Annotated in this window: 20 protein-coding genes and 1 tRNA gene; 19 read left to right on the top strand and 2 right to left on the bottom strand. The window is 66.6% G+C overall.

The features are described from left to right. Positions 1-68: 68 nt before the first annotated feature. From AC2D9V_RS16045 to AC2D9V_RS15955, 19 genes are all read left to right on the top strand, one after another. A complete protein-coding gene (locus AC2D9V_RS16045) occupies positions 69-1,535 on the top strand; it encodes a sugar ABC transporter ATP-binding protein (RefSeq protein ID WP_484715110.1) in 1,467 nt (488 codons plus the stop codon). Continuing rightward, entirely contained in the window at positions 1,528-2,562 is a 1,035-nt protein-coding gene (locus tag AC2D9V_RS16040; RefSeq protein WP_484715109.1) for an ABC transporter permease, read from the top strand. The genes AC2D9V_RS16045 and AC2D9V_RS16040 overlap by 8 nt, the downstream gene beginning before the upstream one ends. Continuing rightward, positions 2,559-3,554 carry an ABC transporter permease gene (locus AC2D9V_RS16035; protein ID WP_484715108.1) on the top strand — a complete coding sequence of 332 codons (996 nt, stop codon included), beginning with the start codon at positions 2,559-2,561 and terminating at the stop codon, positions 3,552-3,554. The genes AC2D9V_RS16040 and AC2D9V_RS16035 overlap by 4 nt, the downstream gene beginning before the upstream one ends. After that, positions 3,538-4,263: a FadR/GntR family transcriptional regulator gene (locus AC2D9V_RS16030; RefSeq protein ID WP_484715107.1), complete on the top strand. Its 726-nt coding sequence runs from the start codon at positions 3,538-3,540 to the stop codon at positions 4,261-4,263. The genes AC2D9V_RS16035 and AC2D9V_RS16030 overlap by 17 nt, the downstream gene beginning before the upstream one ends. Then, positions 4,256-5,299 (top strand): Gfo/Idh/MocA family protein, encoded by a 1,044-nt coding sequence (locus tag AC2D9V_RS16025; protein WP_484715106.1) that lies wholly within the window; start codon positions 4,256-4,258, stop codon positions 5,297-5,299. The genes AC2D9V_RS16030 and AC2D9V_RS16025 overlap by 8 nt, the downstream gene beginning before the upstream one ends. Further along, positions 5,299-6,054 carry an acetoacetate decarboxylase family protein gene (locus tag AC2D9V_RS16020; RefSeq protein ID WP_484715105.1) on the top strand — a complete coding sequence of 252 codons (756 nt, stop codon included), beginning with the start codon at positions 5,299-5,301 and terminating at the stop codon, positions 6,052-6,054. Before AC2D9V_RS16025 ends, AC2D9V_RS16020 begins: the two co-directional genes overlap by 1 nt. After that, on the top strand, positions 6,054-6,377 hold the full coding sequence (locus AC2D9V_RS16015) for an L-rhamnose mutarotase (protein ID WP_484715104.1): 324 nt from the start codon (positions 6,054-6,056) through the stop codon (positions 6,375-6,377). Before AC2D9V_RS16020 ends, AC2D9V_RS16015 begins: the two co-directional genes overlap by 1 nt. Beyond that, positions 6,364-7,104: an SDR family NAD(P)-dependent oxidoreductase gene (locus AC2D9V_RS16010; protein ID WP_484715103.1), complete on the top strand. Its 741-nt coding sequence runs from the start codon at positions 6,364-6,366 to the stop codon at positions 7,102-7,104. Before AC2D9V_RS16015 ends, AC2D9V_RS16010 begins: the two co-directional genes overlap by 14 nt. Further along, entirely contained in the window at positions 7,101-8,066 is a 966-nt protein-coding gene (locus tag AC2D9V_RS16005) for a C-terminal binding protein (protein ID WP_484715102.1), read from the top strand. Before AC2D9V_RS16010 ends, AC2D9V_RS16005 begins: the two co-directional genes overlap by 4 nt. Beyond that, positions 8,063-8,896 (top strand): fumarylacetoacetate hydrolase family protein, encoded by an 834-nt coding sequence (locus AC2D9V_RS16000; protein ID WP_484715101.1) that lies wholly within the window; start codon positions 8,063-8,065, stop codon positions 8,894-8,896. Before AC2D9V_RS16005 ends, AC2D9V_RS16000 begins: the two co-directional genes overlap by 4 nt. Then, complete coding sequence (locus tag AC2D9V_RS15995; RefSeq protein ID WP_484715100.1) at positions 8,893-10,020, top strand: mandelate racemase/muconate lactonizing enzyme family protein; 1,128 nt, start codon at positions 8,893-8,895, stop codon at positions 10,018-10,020. Before AC2D9V_RS16000 ends, AC2D9V_RS15995 begins: the two co-directional genes overlap by 4 nt. Then, positions 10,017-10,778 (top strand): SDR family NAD(P)-dependent oxidoreductase, encoded by a 762-nt coding sequence (locus AC2D9V_RS15990; protein ID WP_484715099.1) that lies wholly within the window; start codon positions 10,017-10,019, stop codon positions 10,776-10,778. Before AC2D9V_RS15995 ends, AC2D9V_RS15990 begins: the two co-directional genes overlap by 4 nt. Before the next feature lie 186 nt (positions 10,779-10,964). Next, positions 10,965-12,359 (top strand): aspartate aminotransferase family protein, encoded by a 1,395-nt coding sequence (locus AC2D9V_RS15985; protein WP_484715098.1) that lies wholly within the window; start codon positions 10,965-10,967, stop codon positions 12,357-12,359. 213 nt (positions 12,360-12,572) lie between these two features. After that, positions 12,573-13,205 (top strand): hypothetical protein, encoded by a 633-nt coding sequence (locus tag AC2D9V_RS15980; protein WP_484715097.1) that lies wholly within the window; start codon positions 12,573-12,575, stop codon positions 13,203-13,205. A 120-nt stretch (positions 13,206-13,325) separates the two neighbouring features. Next, entirely contained in the window at positions 13,326-14,024 is a 699-nt protein-coding gene (locus AC2D9V_RS15975) for a DUF5765 domain-containing protein (RefSeq protein ID WP_484715096.1), read from the top strand. Between the two features lie 51 nt (positions 14,025-14,075). Then, a complete protein-coding gene (locus AC2D9V_RS15970; protein ID WP_484715095.1) occupies positions 14,076-15,110 on the top strand; it encodes a cysteine synthase A in 1,035 nt (344 codons plus the stop codon). 8 nt (positions 15,111-15,118) lie between these two features. After that, positions 15,119-17,605: a DUF3772 domain-containing protein gene (locus AC2D9V_RS15965; RefSeq protein WP_484715094.1), complete on the top strand. Its 2,487-nt coding sequence runs from the start codon at positions 15,119-15,121 to the stop codon at positions 17,603-17,605. After that, positions 17,602-18,318, top strand: coding sequence for an alanyl-tRNA editing protein (locus AC2D9V_RS15960; RefSeq protein ID WP_484715093.1), 717 nt, complete (start codon positions 17,602-17,604; stop codon positions 18,316-18,318). The genes AC2D9V_RS15965 and AC2D9V_RS15960 overlap by 4 nt, the downstream gene beginning before the upstream one ends. A gap of 70 nt (positions 18,319-18,388) precedes the next feature. After that, positions 18,389-18,478: transfer RNA gene (locus AC2D9V_RS15955), tRNA-Ser, on the top strand. Between the two features lie 255 nt (positions 18,479-18,733). Here the strand turns inward: AC2D9V_RS15955 and AC2D9V_RS15950 are convergent. Then, a complete protein-coding gene (locus tag AC2D9V_RS15950) occupies positions 18,734-20,038 on the bottom strand; it encodes an HlyD family type I secretion periplasmic adaptor subunit (protein ID WP_484715092.1) in 1,305 nt (434 codons plus the stop codon). After that, complete coding sequence (locus tag AC2D9V_RS15945) at positions 20,035-21,759, bottom strand: type I secretion system permease/ATPase (protein ID WP_484715091.1); 1,725 nt, start codon at positions 21,757-21,759, stop codon at positions 20,035-20,037. The genes AC2D9V_RS15950 and AC2D9V_RS15945 overlap by 4 nt, the downstream gene beginning before the upstream one ends. Positions 21,760-21,783 lie beyond the last annotated feature (24 nt).

Below are 21,783 nucleotides of genomic sequence, written 5' to 3'. Positions count from 1 at the left end.
GCCACTTCTTTCTCGTTGAAGTACCGAAAGGGCGGGGCGTGACGGCACCGGTTCTGGAAATGTTGGGCGTGAGCAAGACCTTCGGGTCCACGCAGGCCATGGTGGACGTCTCGCTGACGCTTTACCCCGGCACGATCCATGCGCTGGTGGGCGAGAACGGCGCCGGCAAGTCCACCCTCATCAAGACGATGACCGGGATCCATCGCCCCTCGTCCGGCACGATCCGGGTGAATGGCCAGCCGGTCAGCTTTGCCGGCACGCGCGATGCCCAGCGCGCCGGCGTGGCCGCGATCTACCAGGAGCCGATGGTCTTTCCCGACCTGACGGTCGCCGAGAACATCTTCATCAGCCACCAGTCGCGTCCGCAGCTGATCGACTGGGCCGGGCTGAACGCCGAGGCGGCGGCGATCATCGACCGGCTGGGGGTCAGCCTTGACCCGACGCGGCCTGCCGCGGAACTGACATTGGCCGAACAGCAGACCGTCGAGATCGCGCGGGCGCTGTCGCTGGACGTACGGGTCCTGATCATGGACGAACCTTCGGCCAGCCTCTCGGATCACGAGGTGCAGCGGCTTTTCGGGATCGCCCGCAGCCTGCGCGACCAGGGGGTTGCGGTCCTTTACATCAGCCACCGGCTTGATGAGATTTTCGCCCTCTCCGACACCGTGACGGTGATGCGAGACGGACGGCACATCAGCACAAAGCCGACGTCCGAAACGACTCAGGAGGGGATGATCGCAGAAATGGTGGGGCGCGACATGGCGGGGCGCTTTGCCCGGATGCCAAGCCTTGCCACGGGCGAGACGCGGCTGAAGGTCAGCGGCCTTGGCCGGACGGGTGCCTTCCGCGACATCAGTTTTCACGTCGAAGCGGGCGAGGTCGTCTGCCTCTCCGGCCTTGTTGGCGCGCGGCGGACGGATGTGGGGCTGGCGCTTTTCGGCGTCGCCCCGGCCGATCGTGGCACGATCGAGGTCGACGGAAAGGCGGTGACGATCACCGGCCCGCGTCAGGCTCAAGCCCTGGGAATCGCCTATGTCAGCGAGGACCGCCGCAAGATGGGCCTAGCGCTGGAGGAGTCCATCGCGGCGAATATCACCCTGCCGAAGCTTGATGCCTATGCCAACGGATGGGGCATCATCGACCGGGCGCGCGAGCTTGCCGATGCGCTGGATTATCGCAAGAAGCTGCAGATCAAGGCGGCAAGCCTTTCCGCGAAGGTCGGCACGCTGTCGGGCGGGAACCAGCAGAAGGTGATGCTGGCCAAGTGGCTGAACACCCAGCCGAAGATCCTGATCGTCGATGAACCCACGCGGGGAATCGACGTCGGTGCCAAGGCCGAGGTGCACCAGATCCTGCGCGACCTTGCGGCCAAGGGCGTGGCGGTGATCGTGATCTCCTCTGATCTGCCAGAGGTCCTGTCGCTGGCCGACCGGGTGCTGGTCATGCGCGAGGGGCGGCTTGTCGGCGCCTTCCCGGGCGAGGCGGCGACGGAACAGGCGGTGATGCGCGTCGCGGTGGGGGCCGAGCATGGGTAAGGTCAGCCCCACCACGCTGCGGGTTCTGGCCCTTCTGGCGGTCTTCGCGCTGACTGTGGCCTTCTTCGCCACGCAGATCGACGGCTATCTGAACGCGCGCCTTTTCAACCGCACCTCGACCTCGGTCGCGATCATCGCGCTGATCGCCGTGGGGCAGGCCTTCGTGATCCTGACGCGGAACATCGACCTTTCCGTCGGCTCGACGGTCGGCTGCGTGGCCTATCTGGTCGGCGGGCTTGTCATCCAATACCCCGACATGCAGCCCTTGCTGCTGGTGGCGCTGGCCGTCGGCGCGGGGGCCATTCTTGGGGCGCTGAACGGCGTGCTGGTGGCCTTCGTCGGCCTGCCCTCGATCATCGTGACGCTGGCGACGCTGGCGATCTTCCGGTCGATCCTCGTGCAGTTCTCCAGCGGCGGGTCGATCACCACCGACCGCCTGCCCGTGTGGCTAACAGGCTTTGCCCAGGCCAATGCCTTCGAAATCGGCGAGCTTCAGGTCCGCTGGATGGTGGTGATCACGCTGGTCATCGTCCTGGCCGCCCACCTCTACCTCACCCGCTTCCGGTCCGGGCGGCAGTTCTATGCGGTGGGCTCCAACCCCGATGCCGCGCGCTTTGCCGGGATCAGCATGGCGCGGACGGTCTTTGCGGCCTTCGTCCTCTGCGGCGCGCTGGCCGGGCTGGCGGGCTTCATGTTCCTGTCGCGCTTCGGCAACATCACCGTGGTCGCCGGCCTTGGGTTCGAGCTGAAGTCGATCGGCGCGGTCGTCGTGGGCGGGGTCAACATTTTCGGCGGCTCGGGCTCGGTCATCGGGGTCCTGATCGGCGCAAGCCTGATCGACCTCATCGACACCTCGCTGGTCCGCTGGGAAGTCGTCAGCGAGTTCTGGCGCGAGGCGGTCCTTGGCTTCCTGATCCTTGGCGCGGTCGTGCTTGACACCGTCCTTTCCCGCCGCCTGATCGCCCGCAAGATCGCCGCCGCCGAGGCCGCCCGCGCCCCGGCCCTGCAGAAGGAGCCCGCCGAATGACCTTGCGCGAGCGCCTCGCAAGCTATGAAGGCTTTCTCCTTGCGGTGCTGATCCTGCTTCTCGTGATCAACACGCTCACGCTCAGGGATCAGGCCGGGGTGCCGATGTTCCTGACGCAGGACAACCTGATCAACATGTTCCAGCTTTCGGCGGAGAAAATCATCGTCGCCCTTGTGATGACCTTCGTCATCATCAACGGCGAGATCGACCTTTCCGTCGCAAGCGTGATGGGCCTTGCCGCCTGCGCCTTCGGCTGGTTCTTCCAGATGGGCGTTCCCGCCCCGGTCGCAATCGGCCTGTGCCTTTTGATTGGCCTTGCCTGCGGCGCCTTCAACGCCTTCTGCATCGTGCGCCTCGGCATCCCCTCGCTTGTCGTGACGCTGGCGACGATGATCGCCTTCCGCGGCATCGCGCGGATCCTGGTCGAGGACAGGGGGATCACCGATTTCCCCGACTGGTTCGACCGGCTGGGCCAGGCCGGACTGATCGGCCCCCTGCCCCTTGCGATGGTGATCTTCGCGCTTGGCGCGGTCCTTGCCTGGGTGATCCTGGAACGGTCGGCCTTCGGACGGAAGGTGTACTTCATCGGCTCGAACCGCGCGGTGGCCGAGTATTCCGGGATCGACGTCGGGCGCATCAAGGCCTGGATCTTCATCGCCTCGGGCTTCGTCTCGGCGCTGGCGGGCCTGCTTTACGCCGCAAGGCTCGGCGCGATCCGGGGCGACGCGGCGCTGGGGTTCGAGTTGGACATCATCACCATGGTCCTTCTGGGCGGGATCTCGATCTTCGGCGGATCGGGGACGATGCTGGGTACGGTGCTGGCGATCCTGATCGTGCTGGCGCTACGGAACGGCATGGGGCTGGCCAATATCACCGGTCACATCCAGACCGGGGTCTTGGGCATCCTGCTGATCCTGTCGGTGATGGTGCCGATGATCCGCGACCGGCTTTCGCGCCTCATCAAGGGAGGGGCCCATGGCACGGCAGACTGAGCCAGTCGTCGTAAGGCTGGACGATCCCATCGGCCGCAAGTCGGTGTCGGAACTCGTCGTTCAGCGCATCCTCGACATGGTCAAGGCGGGGGCGCTGTCGCCCGGCCACAAGTTGCCCGCCGAACGCGAACTGGCGCAGATCCTTGACGTCAGCCGCCCCACGGTGCGCGAGGCTCTGCGCGCGCTCGCCATCCTTGGCGTGGTGGAAATCCGGCACGGCGGCGGGGTCTATGTCACCTCGCTCGACGCCGAGCTTCTGTCGCCGATGGAGTTCTTTGTCACCCTTTCGGCCTCGAACATGGCCGAGCTTTTCGACGCCCGCATCCAGTTCGAACCGATGATCGCCCGCATGGCGGCGGAACGTCTGACCGACGAGCAGCTTGACCACCTTGCCGACCTTGTCGCGCAGCAGACCGCCGCACCCGAGGATGCCGAGCTTTTCCACGACACGGATGTTGAGTTCCACAAGACCATCCTCGACGCCAGCGGCAACGCCTTCCTTGGCCGCTTCGGCAAGATGCTGCAGGTCCTCGGCGACCAGGGCCGCAAGGCGTTCCAGAAGCGCCGGTCGATCCGCGCGCAATCGGTCGAGGATCATCAGGCGATCATGGCCGCCCTTCTGGCGCGCGACCCCGACGCAGCACACCGGGCGATGCGGCAGCATATGGTCAATGTTCGGAACGCGTTGAAGGAGGTGACAGGTGCATAAGGCCAGGATCGCGGTTCTTGGTGCGGGCTGGTGGGGCGCGCAGGTCTATATCCCTGCCCTCCTTGACAACCCCGACGCCACCCTGGCCGCCGTGAACCGCCGGAACCCGGAAGCGCTGAAGCAGCTGACCGAGACCTTCGGCATTGCGGCGGGCTACACCGATTATCGCGAGCTTCTGGCGAAGGAGGCACTGGACGGCGCGATCATCGTCTCTCCCCACACAGTGCATTTCGAACAGGCGATGGCCTGCCTTGAGGCGGGCCTGCATGTGCTGGTCGACAAGCCGATGACCACCTCGGCTGCCGATGCGCGCGCAATGGTGGCGAAGGCGGCGGCGGCGGGCAAGCAGATCGTCGTGCCCTATGGCTGGAATTTCAAGGACTTCACCCGCCGCGCTGTGGACCTTGTGCAGGCGGGCCGCCTTGGGGACATCCGCCATGTCTCCTGCCAGATGGCCAGCCCGACGGGCGACCTTTTCGGTGGCGACGGGCTGATCGAGACGGTCAGCCACATGTTCCAGCCCGAACGCTCCACCTGGGCCGACCCGGCGAACGCGGGCGGCTATGGCTGGGGGCAGCTTTCACACGCTTTGGGGCTGATGTTCGCGGTTTCGGGCCTAGCACCCGCGCAGGTCTTTGCCATGGGTGGGAAAAGCAAGGCGGGGGTGGACTACTACGACGCGCTGACCGTGCGGATGACCAACGGCGCGACGGCGGCGATCTCAGGCGCGGCGACGGTGCCGAAACACTGCGGCTACCAGGTCGATGTCCGCATCTTCGGGACCGAAGGGATGTTGCTGATCGACGTCGAACGCGAGCGGATGGAGCTGCGCCGCAATGACCGCGATGACGTGGTGCTGGACCTCAAACCCGGCGAAGGGGCCTACCTCGCCATCGAGCCCGTCGACCGGCTGGTCGATATCTGCCTCGGCCGCGAGAAGCGGAACGAGGCGCCGGGCACGGTGGGCATGCACGTGGTCGAAGTGCTGGACGCGATGTACCGCTCCATGGCCTCGGGCCGGGTGGAGGGCGTGTGATGTGGGGCGCGACGAAGGATCAGATCGTTCAGGGCGGGTTCTCGACCCCGCTTGATGCGCCGATGATCCCGCGCTTTCCCTTCACCTTCCGCGATGTCGAGGTGCTGACCCTCTGCTATCGCAGCGACACGGACGCCATGCGCCGCCTCTTGCCGGAACCCCTGGAGCCGACCGGCGACGTGGTGATGATCCACGTCTACAAGATGAACGACACTGACTGGCTGGGGCCTTACGGCGAGGTCAACGTGATGTTCGGGGTCCGGCTGGGGGACGTGGTGGGGAGTTACTCGCCCTACCTCTTCCTCTCTTCCGACATCGGCGTCACGCATGGCCGCGAAATCCACGGCCAGCCGAAGAAGCTTGCCGAACCGGCGCTGGAGTTCCGGGGTGACCTTATCGTCGGTTCCTGCCGGCGGAACGGGATCGACATCCTGACCGGGACGATGCCCTACAAGCAGGTGCCGGCGGACATTGCCGAGCTAAATCATTTCCCGTTCAGGACCAACATCAACCTAAAGGCGGTGGACCATATCGACGGGACACCGGCGATCCGGCAGCTGACCAGTCGGGCGCTTGCTGACGTCGAGGTCACCGAATGCTGGCGCGGTCCCTGTACGGTGGAGCTTCGCCCGAACGCGCAGGCACCGGTCCACCGTCTGCCGGTGCGCGAGATGCTGGACGGTTTCTACTGGCGTGCCCGGTTCACGCTGGTGCCGGGCATCGTGATCCATGACTATCTGAAGGAGGGTGCGTGATGGCAAGCTACGCTTGGGTTCTCGGGGTTCGCCCCGGGTATGAGGACGAATACAAGAAGCGCCACGACGAACTTTGGCCCGAGATGGACGCGACCCTGCGGAAAAGCGGCATCCGCAACTACCACATCTTCCGCCACGGCCTGACGCTCTTCGGCTATTTCGAGACCGACGACCTGCCCGCCACCATCGCCTACCTCAAGACCGACCCGGTGAACGCGCGCTGGTCGCAGCACATGGCCGACATCATGGTCATCGACATCGACACCCGCACCGGATTTCCCTTCCTTCTCCCAAAACAGTGGAGCCTTGATGAAACCCCTTGATCTTCATGGCAAAACTGCCCTCGTCACCGGCGGCAACCGCGGCATCGGTGCTGCCACCGTGACCGCCCTCGCCGCCGCCGGTGCGACCGTGACCTATACCGCGCGCTCGGCCAGAAGCCTTGCCGAAGGCCCCACGGGCAAGGGGATCACGGGCCTCGTGGCCGACGCGACCGACCGGGCGGCGACCGTCGCCCTTCTTGCCCATGGCTTCGACATCGTCGTGAACAACGCCGGTGTCATCACCCCCATCGGCCATATCGACAGCGTTTCGATCGATGACTGGGAGCAGAACATCCAGATCAATCTGGTCTCGGCCTTCCATGTCACCCAGCAAGCCATCGTCCATCGTCCTGCAAACGGGGTGAGCGTGATCCACCTCTCCTCCGGTGCCGCCCGCAACGCGATGGAGGGGTGGAGCGCCTATTGCGCCGGGAAGGCGGGCCTTGCCATGCTCACCCGCTCGGTCCACCTCGAGTTCGCCGACAAGGGCGTCCGCGTCTTCGGCTTTGCGCCCGGCGTGGTGGATACCGGCATGCAAGGCTCGATCCGCGCCTCGAAGATGAACCCGGTCAGCCAGATCCCGCGCGAAAACCTCGCCCCCGCCGACCAGCCCGCCCATGCCATCGCCTGGCTCGCCACACCCGAGGCCGACCCCTATGCCGGACAGGAGGTCGACGTGCGTAACCCCGAGCTCCGCGCCGCCTGCGGCCTGCCGGTGCTGGCATGAGGGTCATCGTTACCGACGCGACCTTCCCCGATGTGGCCCGGGAAGAGGCCGCCGCCCGCCTTCTGGGCGCCGAGTTCGAACGCCACGCCTGCAGGACAGCCGACGAGGTCGCCGCCGCCGTGAAGGGCGCCGATGTCGCCGTCGTCCAGTTCGCCCCGCTGACCGCCGCCGCCATCGCGGGCCTTGCCCCCGGTGCCCGCGCCATCCGTTACGGCGTGGGCTTCAACAACTTCGACCTCGCCGCCCTTGATGCCGCGGGCGTCAAGGCCGCCTATGTGCCCGACTACTGCACCGACGAGGTCGCCGACCACACCGCCGCCGCCATCCTGACCCTCCTCCGCAAGCTCATGCCGCTGGAAGCACAGGTCAGGCGCGGCGAATGGAACGTCGTCGCCATCACGAAGCCCCTGCCCGCCTTTCGTGACACGACCGTGGGCTTCCTCGGCCTCGGGCGCATCGCGCAGGAGGTGCACCGCCGCCTTCACCCCTTCGGCTTCCGCTTCATCGCGACCGACCCCGTGGCGCAGGTTGACGGCGTCCAGATGGTCGACCTCCCCACCCTGCTCTCCCAATCAGACGTCCTGACCCTCCACGCCCCCGCGACGCCCGAGACGGTCGGCATCATCAACGCCGAGGCGCTGGCGCACATGAAACCCACCGCCTACCTCGTCAACTCCGCCCGCGGCGACCTCATCGTCGAACCGGCGCTCGCCGAGGCCCTGACCAAGGGAAAGCTCGCCGGTGCGGCGCTCGATGTTTTCGCGGTGGAGCCCCTGCCGATGGACTCCCCCTTGCGGTCGGCGCCGAACATCCTGCTTACTCCACACGCGGCGTGGTATTCCGACGTGGCGGTCGCCCAGTTGCAGTCTCTCGTCGCCGACGAGATCACCCGCGCCCTGACCGGACAGCCCCCGCGCCGCCCGATCCCCGGAACCATCGCCTACGACAAGGACAAGACATGAAACTTCTGCGCTATGGCCCCCAAGGGGCGGAACGTCCCGGCATCCTCGACAAGGCGGGGCGCATCCGCGACCTCTCCGGCGTCGTCCCCGATGTGGCGGGCGAGGTCCTGACCCGGCTCGACAGCCTGAAGATCGACCCCGAGACCCTGCCCCTTGTCGAAGGCAACCCGCGCCTTGGCCCCTGCGTCAGCGGAACCGGCAAGTTCATCTGCATCGGCCTCAACTACGCCGACCACGCCGCCGAATCCGGCATGCAGGTTCCCAGCGAGCCGGTCATTTTCATGAAGGCCACCTCCGCCATCTGCGGGCCGAACGACCCCATCCTGATCCCGCGCGGATCCGAAAAGACCGACTGGGAGGTCGAGCTTGGCGTCGTCATCGGCAAGCCCGCGAAATACGTGACCGAAGCGCAGGCGCTGGACCATGTAGCGGGCTACTGCGTGATCAACGACGTCAGCGAACGCGCCTTCCAGACCGAACGCCAGGGCCAGTGGACCAAGGGCAAAAGCTGCGACAACTTCGGCCAGACCGGCCCCTGGCTGGTGACGAAGGATGAGGTGCCGGACCCGCAGAACCTTTCCATGTGGCTAAAGGTCGGCGACCAGACGATGCAGAACGGGTCCACGAAGACCATGGTCTACGGCGTGGCGCACCTCGTCAGCTACCTTTCCCAGTTCTTCACGCTCCATCCCGGCGACATCATCTCCACCGGCACGCCCCCTGGCGTCGGCCTTGGCATGAAGCCGCCGCGCTACCTGAAAGCCGGCGAGGTCGTCACCCTTGGGATCGAAGGGCTGGGCCAGCAGCGGCAAGAGGTCCTTCAGGGATGAAGGTCGCCCGCGTCGAGGCGATCCCCGTCGCCTATCCAGAGCCGAACGACCACAGCCGCAAGCGGTCGGTCTGCCTGGTGAAGATCACCTCGACCGATGGCGCGGTCGGCTGGGGGGAGTGCTGCAGCTACTTCCCCGAAGCCAGCCGCGCCGCCAAGGCCCTCGTCGACGGAATGGCCGAACTGGTGTTGGGCGAAAGCGTCCTCGCGACGCACCGGGTCTGGCACGCCATTCGCCATCATGCCTGGTGGTATGGCAACGGCGCGGGGATCGCCTCCATTGCGCTCTCCGGCATCGACATGGCGCTCTGGGACCTCAAGGGAAAGACGCTGGGGGCGCGGGTGCTCGACCTTCTCGGCGGGCAGGTGAATGACCGGATGCCGGCGGTGGCGAGCCTTCATGCGACCGAGGCTGACATCGACCGCATGGTCGAAGGCATGGCGCGGCATCTGGAAGGCGGGATGCAGGGCATCAAGGTCGGCTTCGGCAAGAAGGGCGACGCGCATCTGGGCTTCGACCACGACCGCGACGTGCGCTTCGTCAAGGCGCTGCGGAAGGCGGTCGGGCCGACGAAGCGCATCATGATCGACCTTGGCATCAAGAACTTCTGGGATGTGCCGACTGCAATCCGTCGCGCCCGCGCCTTCGAGGAATTCGATGTCCACTGGCTGGAAGAACCGCTCGGCGACCGCGACCCCGAAGGCTACCGCGCCTTGCGCGCCGGTACCTCGCTGCGGCTGGCCTACGGCGAAAAGGAGTGGAACTACAAGGGCGTGCAGGAGATTATTGAGACGGGAACTGTAGATGTCATCGGCCTTGACCCGGGCCGGATCGAAGGCATCACCGGCTTCTGGAAAGCCGCCGAGATCTGCGTCGCCCACCGCCGTCAGGCCAATGCGCACAACTTCTCCACCGCCATCGTCTCTGCGGCCAGCCAGGCGCTCAGCTTCGCCTCGCCCGCCTGCCGCGAGCTTGAACTCCAACCGGTCTACGGCCCGGCGCAGGCCGACCTCGTGGACCGCCCGATCTGGCACACCGACGGCTGGATCAACCCGCCGGAAGGGCCGGGGCTGGGGATCACGGTGAACGAGGACCTCGTGAATTCGGCAAGGCTGGACCGATGACCCACCTCGACTGGGGCCTGGCGGGTCAGACCGTGATCGTCACCGGCGGCGCCGGGGCCATCGGCCGCGCGGTCTGCGAAGGCTTTGCCGAGGCGGGGGCAAGGGTCGCGGTCGTGGACATCGACCAGTCCGCCTGCGAGGCGGTCGCCGCCGCCCTGCCCGGTGCCAGGGGGTTCGGAGCGGACCTCACCGACTTCGCCGCCCTGCCCGCCCTCGTGGCGCGGATCGAAGACGCGATGGGGCTGGCGACCCACCTCGTGAACGTCGCCGGGATTATCCTGCGGACGGCCGACCTCTTTTCGGTCACCGAAAAGGATTGGGACGCCCAGCACGACGTGAACCTCAAGGCGCTCTTCTTCCTCACGCAGGCCTTTGCCGCGCGGCTGAAGGCCGAAGGGCGCGAGGGTTCGGTCGTCAACTACTCCTCGCAGGGCTGGCAGTCGGGCGGATTCGGCGGGTCGGTCGTCTACAATGCGACCAAGGGGGCGGTGACCACGATGACGCGCGGGATGGCCCGGTCCTGGGCTCCGCTCGGCATCCGTGTGAACGCGCTGGCACCGGGGTTGGTTGATACGCCGATGCTCAAGACCCCCGGGCAGACGCCCGAGCAGTTTCAGGCAATGGTAGACGCGATCCCGATGAAGCGGCTTGGCCTGCCCGAGGATCACGTCGGCGCGACCGTCTTCCTCTGCAGCCCGATGGCGCGCTACATGACGGGGGCGACGATCAACGTTTCGGGCGGTTTCCTTATGTATTGACCGAAGGCTCGTCGAGCCCTTCGGGCACTCCTCGCAGGCCCGACCGTCGAGTGCCCGACGGGCTTCGAGGAAGGTTGGCGATCCCGCCCGCAAAAATTTGATCAAATTTCTTGAACCCCGCCGCGTTTGATCATATCCTGCCTCCAAGACGGGGCGCCTGCCCTGCCGATTCCGGAAGGACAGCCCATGAACATGATCACCAACCACCTGCCCACCGCCGAGCTGCAACGCCTTGATGCGGCTCACCATTTCCATCCCTTCACGGACAAGGCCGGCCTCGCCGCCAAGGGCGCCCGGGTCATCACCCGGGGTGAAGGCGTCTGGCTGACCGACAGCGAGGGGAACAAGATCATCGATGGGATGGCGGGGCTCTGGTGCGTCAACATCGGGTACGGTCGGAAGGAACTTGCCCGCGTGGCAGCCAAGCAGATGGAAGAGCTGGCCTATTACAACACCTTCTTCCAGACGACCCATGTCCCGGCGATCGCCCTTGCGGCCGAGATCGCGAAGCTTGCGCCGGGCGACCTGAACCACGTCTTCTTCGCGGGTTCGGGGTCCGAGGCGAACGACACCAACATCCGCCTCGTCCGCCGCTACTGGGACGTGAAGGGGATGCCCTGGCGGAAGACGATCATCGCCCGGTGGAACGGGTATCACGGGTCCACGATGGGCGGCGGCAGCCTTGGGGGCATGAAGCCGATCCACGCCCACGGCGGCAAGATCGACGGGATCGAGCACATCGACCAGCCCTACTGGTGGGGTGAGGGTGGGGACATGTCGGAGGACGAGTTCGGCCTCGCCCGGGCGCGGCAGCTGGAGGAGAAGATCCTTCAGGTCGGACCCCAGAACGTCGCGGCCTTCATCGGCGAGCCGATCCAGGGTGCTGGCGGCGTGATCGTGCCGCCGAAGACCTACTGGCCGGAAATCCAGCGGATCTGCGACAAGTACGGGATCCTTCTGATCGCCGACGAGGTCATCACCGGCTTCGGGCGGACGGGGGAGTGGTTCGGGTCCCAGGTCTTCGGGATCAAGCCCCATATCATGACCATCGCGAAGGGCCTTTCGTCCGGCTATGCCCCGATCGGCGGGTCGATCGTCTGCGACGAGGTGGCCGAGGTTGTCGGCGGGGCGGGGGAGTTCTTCCATGGCTACACCTACTCTGGCCACCCGGTCGCCTGTGCGGTGGCACTGGAAAACCTGCGGATCATGCAGGACGAGAAGATCGTCGAACACGTCCGCGACGTCGCCCACCCCTACCTCAAGGAACGCTGGGAGGCGCTGACCGACCACCCGATGGTGGGCGAGGCGAAGCTGGTCGGGCTGATGGGCTCCATCGCCCTCACCCCGGACAAGGCGAAGCGGGCGAAGTTTGCCAGCGAGGCCGGCACGGTCGGCTACAAGACCCGCGAGCGGTGCTTTGCCAACAACCTGATCATGCGCCACGTCGGCGACCGGATGATCATTGCCCCGCCGCTGCCGATCACGCCGGCGGAGATCGACGTGCTGATCGAGCGGGCGAAGAAGAGCCTGGACGAGGCCTACAAGGTGGTCAAGGACGAGGGACTTTTCGTCTCTGCCTGAGTTTGACCACAGTGGTCAAAATGAACTTCACGAGCAAGATCAACATCTTGCTCGTGGACATTCAGGATTTGTTAACACATGGCGGCGCGGGCGGACGGCGGGAGAAACCCTACCCCGCCGGTGCCGCAATCGTATTTCGGGGCATCTGATTTCCTCTGACAGGCGCAACCGGCAGCGCTAGGGTTCCTGTGAAATCCATTTGACGAGTCGCCCATGCTGTTTCCCCGACGCCGGCTGATTGCCCTTTCACTTGCCACACTTGCAGCGCCCGCACTGATCCGACCGGCCCATGCCGCCTGCCAGCGCGCCGACTTGGACAAGGGCATCGTGTTTCGCCGCAGGGACGGGTCGAGGGGCCTTGCCCGGCGCGAGGGCGACGGGACCGTGGTGATCGACTATGTCACCAACCGGGGCGAATGGCTGGACCGGCGGCGCGTGACCCATGGGGTCTTCGAGATCGCCCGGATCGTGCAGGAAAGCGAGTTGCCGATTGTCGGAGCCTCGGCCCCCGATTACCGCTGGACCTTCAGCCCGAAACCGATCTGGCCCGAGGACGGGGCCAAATGGTCGGGCAAGGTGAAGGAAGTGGTGGAGGTCACGATCAGTGACGAGAGGGGCACCGTCGAACGCGAGCGGCGCAACTGGGCCGCAAGCTTTCGCTGCTTCGAGCCGAGGGAGGTGGAGCTGTCGGGGTGCAGCTACATGGCGCTGACGGTCGAGGCCGAATTCACCGGCAAGGGCGGCGGCCGCAGCCAGCGCTGGGTCTACTTTCCCCAGCTTGGCCTTGGGATCGAGACCCGGCGCGATGGGATCTCGAACGGGCTGACCGCAATGGGACCCGTCTGAGATCGGGACGATCCGACAGCCAGCGACTGCCGGCTTGTTCCAGATCATGTCCTGGGATGGTCTTCCCGGCCATGGTGGGGCCGGGAAGAGCCGGTGGCGGACATGTGCTGGGGAATAGGGATGACGGCGGGCATGGCCGTCGCGGGCGTGGCCGCGGCGGCCCTGACGATCCGGCGTGGCGATCCGGCGGCGGTGCCTTTGGCGCTGCTTTACTTTGCAGCGATGGAAGGGTTGCAGCTGGCCGGATACCTGGTGATCGACCAGTGCGGCACCCCGGCGAACCGGACGGTCACCGCCCTTTCGATGCTGCACATCGCCTTGCAGCCCCTCGTGATCAACGCCTTCATGCTGGCCTGGCTTCGTCGTGGCGCGACCAGGCGGACCGGAAGAACCGTCTTGGCGCTGTCGCTGCTGGCAAGCGCGCTGATCGCCGTGCAGATGGTGCCCTGGCCCGGACTTGAGCGCTGCGCGACCGGCCAGCCCCTGTGCGGCGAGGTCCTCTGCACGGTCAGCGGCACCTGGCATCTGGCCTGGACCCTGCCCTACAGCGACATCTTCGCCGGTCCCGACCGCTGGCTGGGCACCAACTTCGGCTTTCCCTTCTACGTTCTGGCGGTCTTCGTCCTGCCGCTCTTCTACGGCCTGTGGCGGTTTGTGCTGTTTCATGCGCTGGCCGGGCCGGTGGCTGCGAACCTTCTGACGCGGAACCCTAACGAGGCCCCTGCGATCTGGTGCCTGGTGTCGGTCCTGATCCTGGCGATTGTGCTGATCCCCGGCACGCGCAGGTTCTTCTCTGCCGGTGCGCCTGCCCCGGCTTGAGTTTGGCGGCGGTCCCCCATAAACCTGCAAGGATAACGGAAGGACCGCCCCATGCGCATTCACAGTGATCTTGCCGACACGATCGGGAACACGCCGCTTCTGAAACTGAAGAAGGCCTCCGAGATCACCGGCTGCACCATCCTGGGCAAGGCAGAGTTCATGAATCCGGGCCAGTCGGTCAAGGACCGCGCGGCGCTGTACATCATCAGGGACGCAGTGGCGAAGGGTCTTCTGAAGCCCGGCGGCACCATTGTCGAAGGCACGGCGGGGAACACTGGCATCGGCCTTGCACTGGTCGGCGCGTCGATGGGGTTCCGCACGGTCATCGTGATCCCCGAGACGCAGAGCCAGGAGAAGAAGGACATGCTGCGCCTCGCGGGCGCCGAGCTGGTGCAGGTGCCGGCAGCACCCTACCGGAACCCGAACAACTATGTCCGCTATTCGGGCCGCCTGGCCGAGGCGCTGGCCAAGACCGAGCCGAACGGCGCGATCTGGGCCAACCAGTTCGACAACGTGGCCAACCGGCAGGCCCATATCGAGACGACGGGGCCCGAGATCTGGGACCAGACCGGCGGGAAGGTGGACGGCTTCATCTGCGCCGTCGGCAGTGGCGGGACGCTGGCGGGCGTCGCCATGGCCCTGCAGCCGAAGGGTGTGAAGATCGGCCTTGCCGACCCCGAAGGTGCGGCGCTGCACAGCTTCTACACCACCGGCAAGCTGGAGGCCCCGGGCAATTCGATCACCGAAGGCATCGGCCAGGGGCGGATCACCGCGAACCTTGAAGGCTTCAAGCCCGATTTCAGCTACCGGATCCCGGATGCCGAGGCGCTCCCCATCGTCTTTGACCTTCTGCAGGACGAGGGCCTGTGCATGGGCGGATCGACCGGGATCAACATCGCCGGGGCGATCCGCATGGCGCGCGACATGGGGCCGGGCAAGACGATCGTGACGATCCTCTGCGACTACGGCAGCCGTTACCAGTCCAAGGTCTACAACCCCACCTTCCTGCGCGAAAAGGGCCTGCCGGTGCCGGATTGGCTGGACCGCGCGTCGCGGCCAATCCCGACCGTGTTCGAGGACGCATGAGGCAGCCCTTGCCCGCGGCGTGCGGACGGGTCTGGCGGGCGCTGCTCCTGGCGCTGGCCCTTGCCGCACCGTTGGCGGGTCCGGGCACGGCCCAGCAGTCGACGGCACAGCAATCCACGGCTCAGCCGTCAACGGGGCAGCCGCAACCTGGGGCGATCCCGATCACGGGTGTCGAGACCGTTCTGGGCGACGGAGAGCTCAGTTATTCGGACTGGGAGGCGACAGCCAGCCGGGCCGAGGCCGAGATCGCAGAACGTCGCACTTCGGACGAGCGTCTGGAAGAGATCCGCCGGCAGCTTGCGCAATGGCGCGCCGCCCTTCTGACCGCCGAGAACGCCAATTCGGCGCGGATCGCCACGGTGCGCCAGCAGATTGCGGCACTTGGCCCCGCGCCAGGTGAAGGCGAAAGCGAGGCCGAAGAAATTTCCAAGCGCAGAAGCGAGCTTGCCGCCCAGCTGGTCGAACTGCAGGCGCCGGGCATCGCGGCGGACGAGGCCTACCGGAGGGCCGACGGGCTGATCCGCGAGATCGACCGGACCTTGCGGGAGCGGCAGGCGGACGAGCTGTTGCAGCTCTGGCCCTCGCCCCTGAACCCGGTGAACTGGCCCGAGGCGGCAATCGCGTTTTCCGACACGGTGATGCGGGTCTGGGACGAGGTGACGACAGCCTGGGCGGACCGCGAGGCGCGGGCGAACTTGATGGACAACCTGCCGCTGATCGGCGGGCTTCTGGTCGTGGCCCTTGCGCTGGTGGTCTATGTGCGGCGGTGGATCCGGACGTTTTCCGACCGGCTGATCCAGAATGCCTCGGCCCGCGGGCGGGGGGTCTGGTCAATCCTGGCCTCGACCGGCGAGGTGATCGTGCCGACGCTGGGGATGATCTCCCTCTCTGGCGCGATCCTCGCGACCGGAACGCCGGGCGAGGTGGGCCGGCTGATCGCGGTGGCGCTGCCCTTCATGGGTTTCGTGGTCTTTGCGGCGGCCTGGCTGGGGGCCCAGACCTTTCCGCGCGTGCAGATCGAGGGTGCGGTCCTGCCACTGCCGCCCGAGCGGCGCGCCGAGGGGCGGTTCCTTGCGGTCCTGATGGGACTGGTCTTCGCCGCCGAGATCCTGCGCAGCGCCGCGATGGATGCGCAGGCCTATTCGGATGCCACGACCTCGGTCATGTCCTTCCCGATCCTTCTGCTCGGGGGGCTCCTCCTGGTCCGTCTGGGCCGGGTGATGCGGCTGTCGGAGGACCATGCCGAGCGCAACTATACCTGGCGGCTGGTGTCGATCCTGTCGCGGGGGCTGGGCATCATCGGCTTTGTCGGGCCAGTGCTGGCGGCCCTTGGCTATGTGCAGGCAGCAGCGGCGCTGATCTACCCGTCGATGCTGTCGCTGGCGCTTCTGACGCTGCTCTTCGTGATGCAGCGGCTGATTGGCGAGACCTGGGCGCTGATCATGCGCAGCGAGGTGCGTGACGGGCTGGTGCCGGTGCTTCTGGGCTTTGCGATGACGCTGGCCTCGCTTCCCGTCTTCGCGCTGATCTGGGGGGCGCGGTCGTCGGACCTGACCGAGCTCTGGGCGCGGTTCTCCGAAGGCTTCATGCTGGGCGACCGGCGCATCTCGCCCACCGATTTCATGATCGTCGCGGTGGTCTTCGCCATCGGCTACCTCCTCACCCGGCTCCTGCAGGGGACGCTGAAGGCGACGATCCTGCCCAAGACGAAGATGGAGCAGGGCGGGCAGACCGCGCTGGTGGCGGGTGTCGGCTATGCCGGGATCTTCCTGTCGGCGCTAATCGCGATCAACGCGGCGGGGCTAGATCTTTCGGGCCTCGCGATCGTCGCCGGTGCCCTGTCGGTCGGTATCGGTTTCGGCTTGCAGGCCATCGTGGGGAATTTCATCTCGGGAATCATCCTTTTGATCGAGCGGCCGGTCAGCGAGGGCGACTGGATCGAGGTTGGCGGCGTTCAGGGGCGGGTCAGGGCGATTTCCGTCCGCTCGACCCGGATCGAGACCTTCGACCGCAACGACGTGATCGTGCCGAACTCGGACCTGATCACCGGCCGGGTGACGAACTGGACGCGGTTCAACCTGTCGGGCCGGCTGATCGTGCCGGTCGCCGTGGCGATGGGATCGGACGCCCGGCAGGTCGAGCGCATCCTGCGCGAGATCACCGAGGCTCAGCCGCTGGCGATCCTGAACCCGCCACCCTTGATCCTCTTCATGGGCTATACGCCGACGCAGCTGACCTTCGAGATCCGGGTGATCCTGCGCGATGTGAACTTCAGCCTGCAGGTCCGCAACGACATCAACCACCAGCTGATGGAACGCTTTCAGGCCGAGGGGATCCACATCGTGCCGCCCCCTGCCCCGCCGGCCGAGCCGGACCCGGTCAAGACGGCCGAGACGCTGGTCGCGATGGCCGACCTCGTCGCCGCCGACCGGCCGCCCGCACGGCGCAAGCCGGCCAGGCCGCCCGCAGACGACATCAAGGGGGCCGACCGATGACCGAGCTTCTCTTCCGTGCCGATCCCTATCTGGCCGCCACGGAGTGCTGTATCACCGGCCATACCCCGGAAGGCGCGCTGATCGTCGACCGGTCGGTCTTCTACCCCACCGGCGGCGGCCAGCCGGGCGACAGCGGGATGCTGGACTGGAGCGGCGGGCGGATGCCGATCGCCACCACGATCAAGGTGGACGGGGGTCTTGCCCTTGTCCCGGCCGAGCCGCTGCCGATGCCACCCGTCGGCGCAGCTGCACGGATGATGCTCGACTGGCCGCGCCGCTACGGCCACATGCGCGTGCACACGGCGCTCCACCTTTTGTCGGTCGTCATTCCCCTGCCCGTAACCGGCGGCCAGATCGCCGCCGACCGCGGGCGGCTGGATTTTGACATGCCCGAGCCGCCGGACGACCCGGCCGCGATCCAGGGCGCGCTGATGGGCCTGATCGCCCGCAACCTGCCTGTGACCGAGGACTGGATCACCGACGCCGAGCTCGACGCCAACCCGGACCTCGTCAAGACGATGTCCGTCCGCCCACCGACCGGCCAGGGCCGGGTCCGGCTGATCCGGATCGGCGCGGGGGCCGAGCAGATCGACCTGCAGCCCTGCGGCGGCACCCATGTCGCCCGCACAGGCGAGATCGGTCAGGTCACGATCGGCAAGATCGAGAAGAAGGGCCGCATGAACCGCCGGGTGACGCTGCACCTCGCCCCCTAGCGGCGCCCGCATTCGCGCAGCTCTTATCGCCCTTGCAAAGCCCCCGGCGACTTGGCAGAAGGGCCCCCACGGACAGTTGGCCGAGTGGTCGAAGGCGCACGCCTGGAAAGTGTGTAGGCGGGGAACCGTCTCGAGGGTTCGAATCCCTCACTGTCCGCCATTACCGCTCAGATCGTTTTCCTGACGTCGAACCGCGTGGGGCTCGGACGTCTTGATGCTCAGCGGGAAGACGGCGCGGCAAGGCTGCCACGGCGAAGTCGCGGAACCTGCCCTGCGGTCATGAAGACCTTCGTGGGCCATCCCTTGGTGCCGGTGTCGGCAGGCAGCTGGTGGTCTGCCCGCCCCTCGGCTGCGATGTCCGTGGCGGCGGACCGTAGAGAAACAGTGGCCTTGCACCGTTCCCCGGGTTTGCGACTCATGTCTCGCGGAACGCCCCGCGGAAGTAGTCGGCGAAGGGCTTCACAAGATAGGAAAGCGGTGTCCGGTCTGTTGTCTTGAGCATGGCCTCGACCGGCATTCCCGGAACGATGTCCACGCCGCCAAGAGCCTGCAGGGTCGTGGCATCAATCGCGATCTCGGTGCGGAAATAGGCAACGCCTGTGCGTTCGTCAGACAAGGTGTCCGCCGAGACGAGCGTGACGGTTCCGGTCAATTCGGGAGTATTGCTTTTCGGCAGCGATGAGAAAATGAGGCGAACCTTCTGGCCGGAGTGAACCTCATCGACATGCGTGACAGGGACCCGGGCCGCGACGAACAGCGGGCGGTCCTGAGGCACGATGTGCAGCAGGGCCTCTGCGGGGCGGATCACGGACCGCGGAGTGGTGACGGTCAGGCCCAGTACGAGGCCGGAGGTCGGCGCGCGCAGGTCAAGCCTTGCGATGCGTTCGGTCAGGGCGTTATCGCGTTCGGTAAGTTCAAGCTGGCGCGCGACGACATCACGCAACTCGGCCTCTGCCGCTTCGCGGCTTTGGGTGGAAAGCGCGGCGATCTCGATCTCGATTTCGGTCACTCGGCCAGCCGCCTCTGCAAGGGAGGAGGTCAGTTCGCCGGCGCGACCCTGCAACTGGGCGAGATTGCGCTCCAGTTCGGACACGCGCGCGGCCTGGGTCAGGCCACGCTCCAGGAGGTCGCGTTGTGCGGCGATCTCATTGCTCAGCAGCCTGACCTGGGCCTCGTTCGCGGCTTGCTGGGCCCGCAGGCCGTCCATCTGGCTGTTGATCTGCGCGATCCTGGTCCGGCGAAGCTGTTTGGCCTGCCCCAGGGCATCCGCCTGCCGTTCGAAGAGGCCCAACTGCCCTTCGATCATCTCTTTCACTTCGCGCTGCTGGGTTGCCGCCGCGATGACCGTGTCGGGAAAGGTCGGGGCAGCTGCGTCATCGCGCTGCGCTTCAAGCCGCGCCCGCCTTGCGGCAAGTTCCATCAGCTGCGCGGCCACGATCGCCTTTTCGGACCGAAGAGCACTGCCATCAAGACGGAACAGGACGTCGCCCGCCATGACGCTTGAGCCTTCTGCGACCAGTATCTCCTCGATCACCCCGCCGTCCGGATGTTGCACAACCTGCCGGCTCTGTGACACCTCGATCCGTCCGGGGGCGACGACGGCACCTGACACCGTCGTCAGGACCGACCATGCGCCGAGACCGCCGACAAGGAGTGCGATCGTCAGAAACCCAAGAAACAGCGGGCGCGCGGCCGACCATGTGCGGACTGCACCCGTCATGTCGGAGCCCCGGGAAGCGCCGGTCGCAGAATCTCGGTGTGGTTCTTCACCTCTTCCCGCAGGACCTGATCACGCGGGCCGAAGGCACGGCGCGTCCCTGCTTCCAGAACCAGGAGGAGGTCGCATTCCTGGATTGCCGCCGGACGATGCGCCATGATCAGGACGGCTTTGCCCGCCGCCTTGGTCGCCCGGATCGCCATGTTCAACGCCGCAGAGCCCTGACTGTCGAGGTTCGAGTTCGGTTCGTCCAGCACAAGGAGCGGGGGATCCCCGTACAAGGCGCGGGCGAGGCCGATCCGCTGCATCTGCCCGCCCGACAGCCGACCGCCTGTCGCCGAAACGCGGGTGTCGTATCCCTGCGGCAGCCGGACGATCATGTCATGGGCATCGGCCCGCTTCGCTGCCTCGATGATGAGGGCACTGTCAGCCTGCGCTTCAAGCCGGGCAATGTTTTCGGCGATGGTGCCCTCGAATAGCGTAATGCGCTGGGGCAGATAGCCGATCAGCCGGCCAAGCTCGTCCGGGGCGTACTGATCCAGCGCCGCGCCATCCAGCCTGATCCGTCCGGCAAGCGGGGCCCAGACCCCGGTAAGCGCCTTCGCCAGCGTCGACTTGCCCGCGCCGGATGGGCCGATCACGCCAAGGGCCTGTCCGGGTTCGAGCCTGAAGCTGACCTGGCGCAGAAGCGCGTTCGTGTCGCCCGGCGCGGCGACGCTTAACCCGTCCACCTCCAGGATCGCGCGCGGGCGGGGCAGAGCGGTGCGGGGGACGGGAGGCGGCACGCGGGACAGCAGGTCGGCCAACTGGCGCCAGCCCTCGACAGCGCGCTGAGCCACGGGCCACTGGCCCACTGCAAGCTCGATCGGGGCCAGCGCGCGCCCCATCAGGATCGAGCCTGCGATCATCGCACCGGCGGAAAGCTCACCCCGCAGAACCAGCCAGGCACCAAGTCCCAGCATCGCCGATTGCAGGAACAGTCGGAACGTCCGGATCATGGCGTTGAACCCGCCGGAGATGCCGGTGGCCGTCAGGCTTTTTTCAAGGGCCAGGCGCCGGGCTACCTGCCAGCGGTCGAAGCCTGACCCCGCCATTCCCAGAGCCTGCAGGGTTTCGGCTTCGGCTTTCAGCTGGTCGGCGGTCCGTTCGGCCTGGAGGGCGGCGGAGCTCGCTTCAAGCTGCGGCTGGCGGGACCGGATCTGGTTCAGCGCCGTCATGGTCACCAGCACCGCCCCGCCTGCCACCGAGAGCCAGCCCATCCAGGGATGGAAGATGAAGATCGCGAAGAGGAAGACAGGCGTCCAGGGCAGGTCCATGAGCGCGGTCAGAACAGGCGAGGCGATGAAGCCCCGCACCGCCTCGAGATCGCGCTGCGCGCTGACGGCGGCGGGGTCGTTCGGGGCCACGGCAGAGCGCGCCATGGCCGCCGAAAAGACGCGCCGGTCCAGCTGTTCCTGAAAGCGGGCGGCGACCACCGTCATCACCTTGCCGCGCACGAAATCGAGGACACCCATGGCGAGAAACAGAAAGACGACGAGAAGGGACAGAGCGACAAGCGTCGCCTCGGACCCGCTGCCAAGGACGCGGTCATAGACCTGCAGCATGTAGAGCGGCCCGGTCAGCATGAGGAGGTTGACGAAGGCGCTGAAGACCAGAACCGCCAGGACCAGCCCATTCGAGGCGCGTCGCGCCGACCGCAGTTCCTTCAGTCCCCCGGATGCCACCGTCTTCTCCCTGTCCGTCCCGTC

The sequence above is a fragment of the Tabrizicola sp. T46 genome (assembly GCF_057219895.1).
This window is presented reverse-complemented; position numbering and strand designations above follow the sequence as displayed.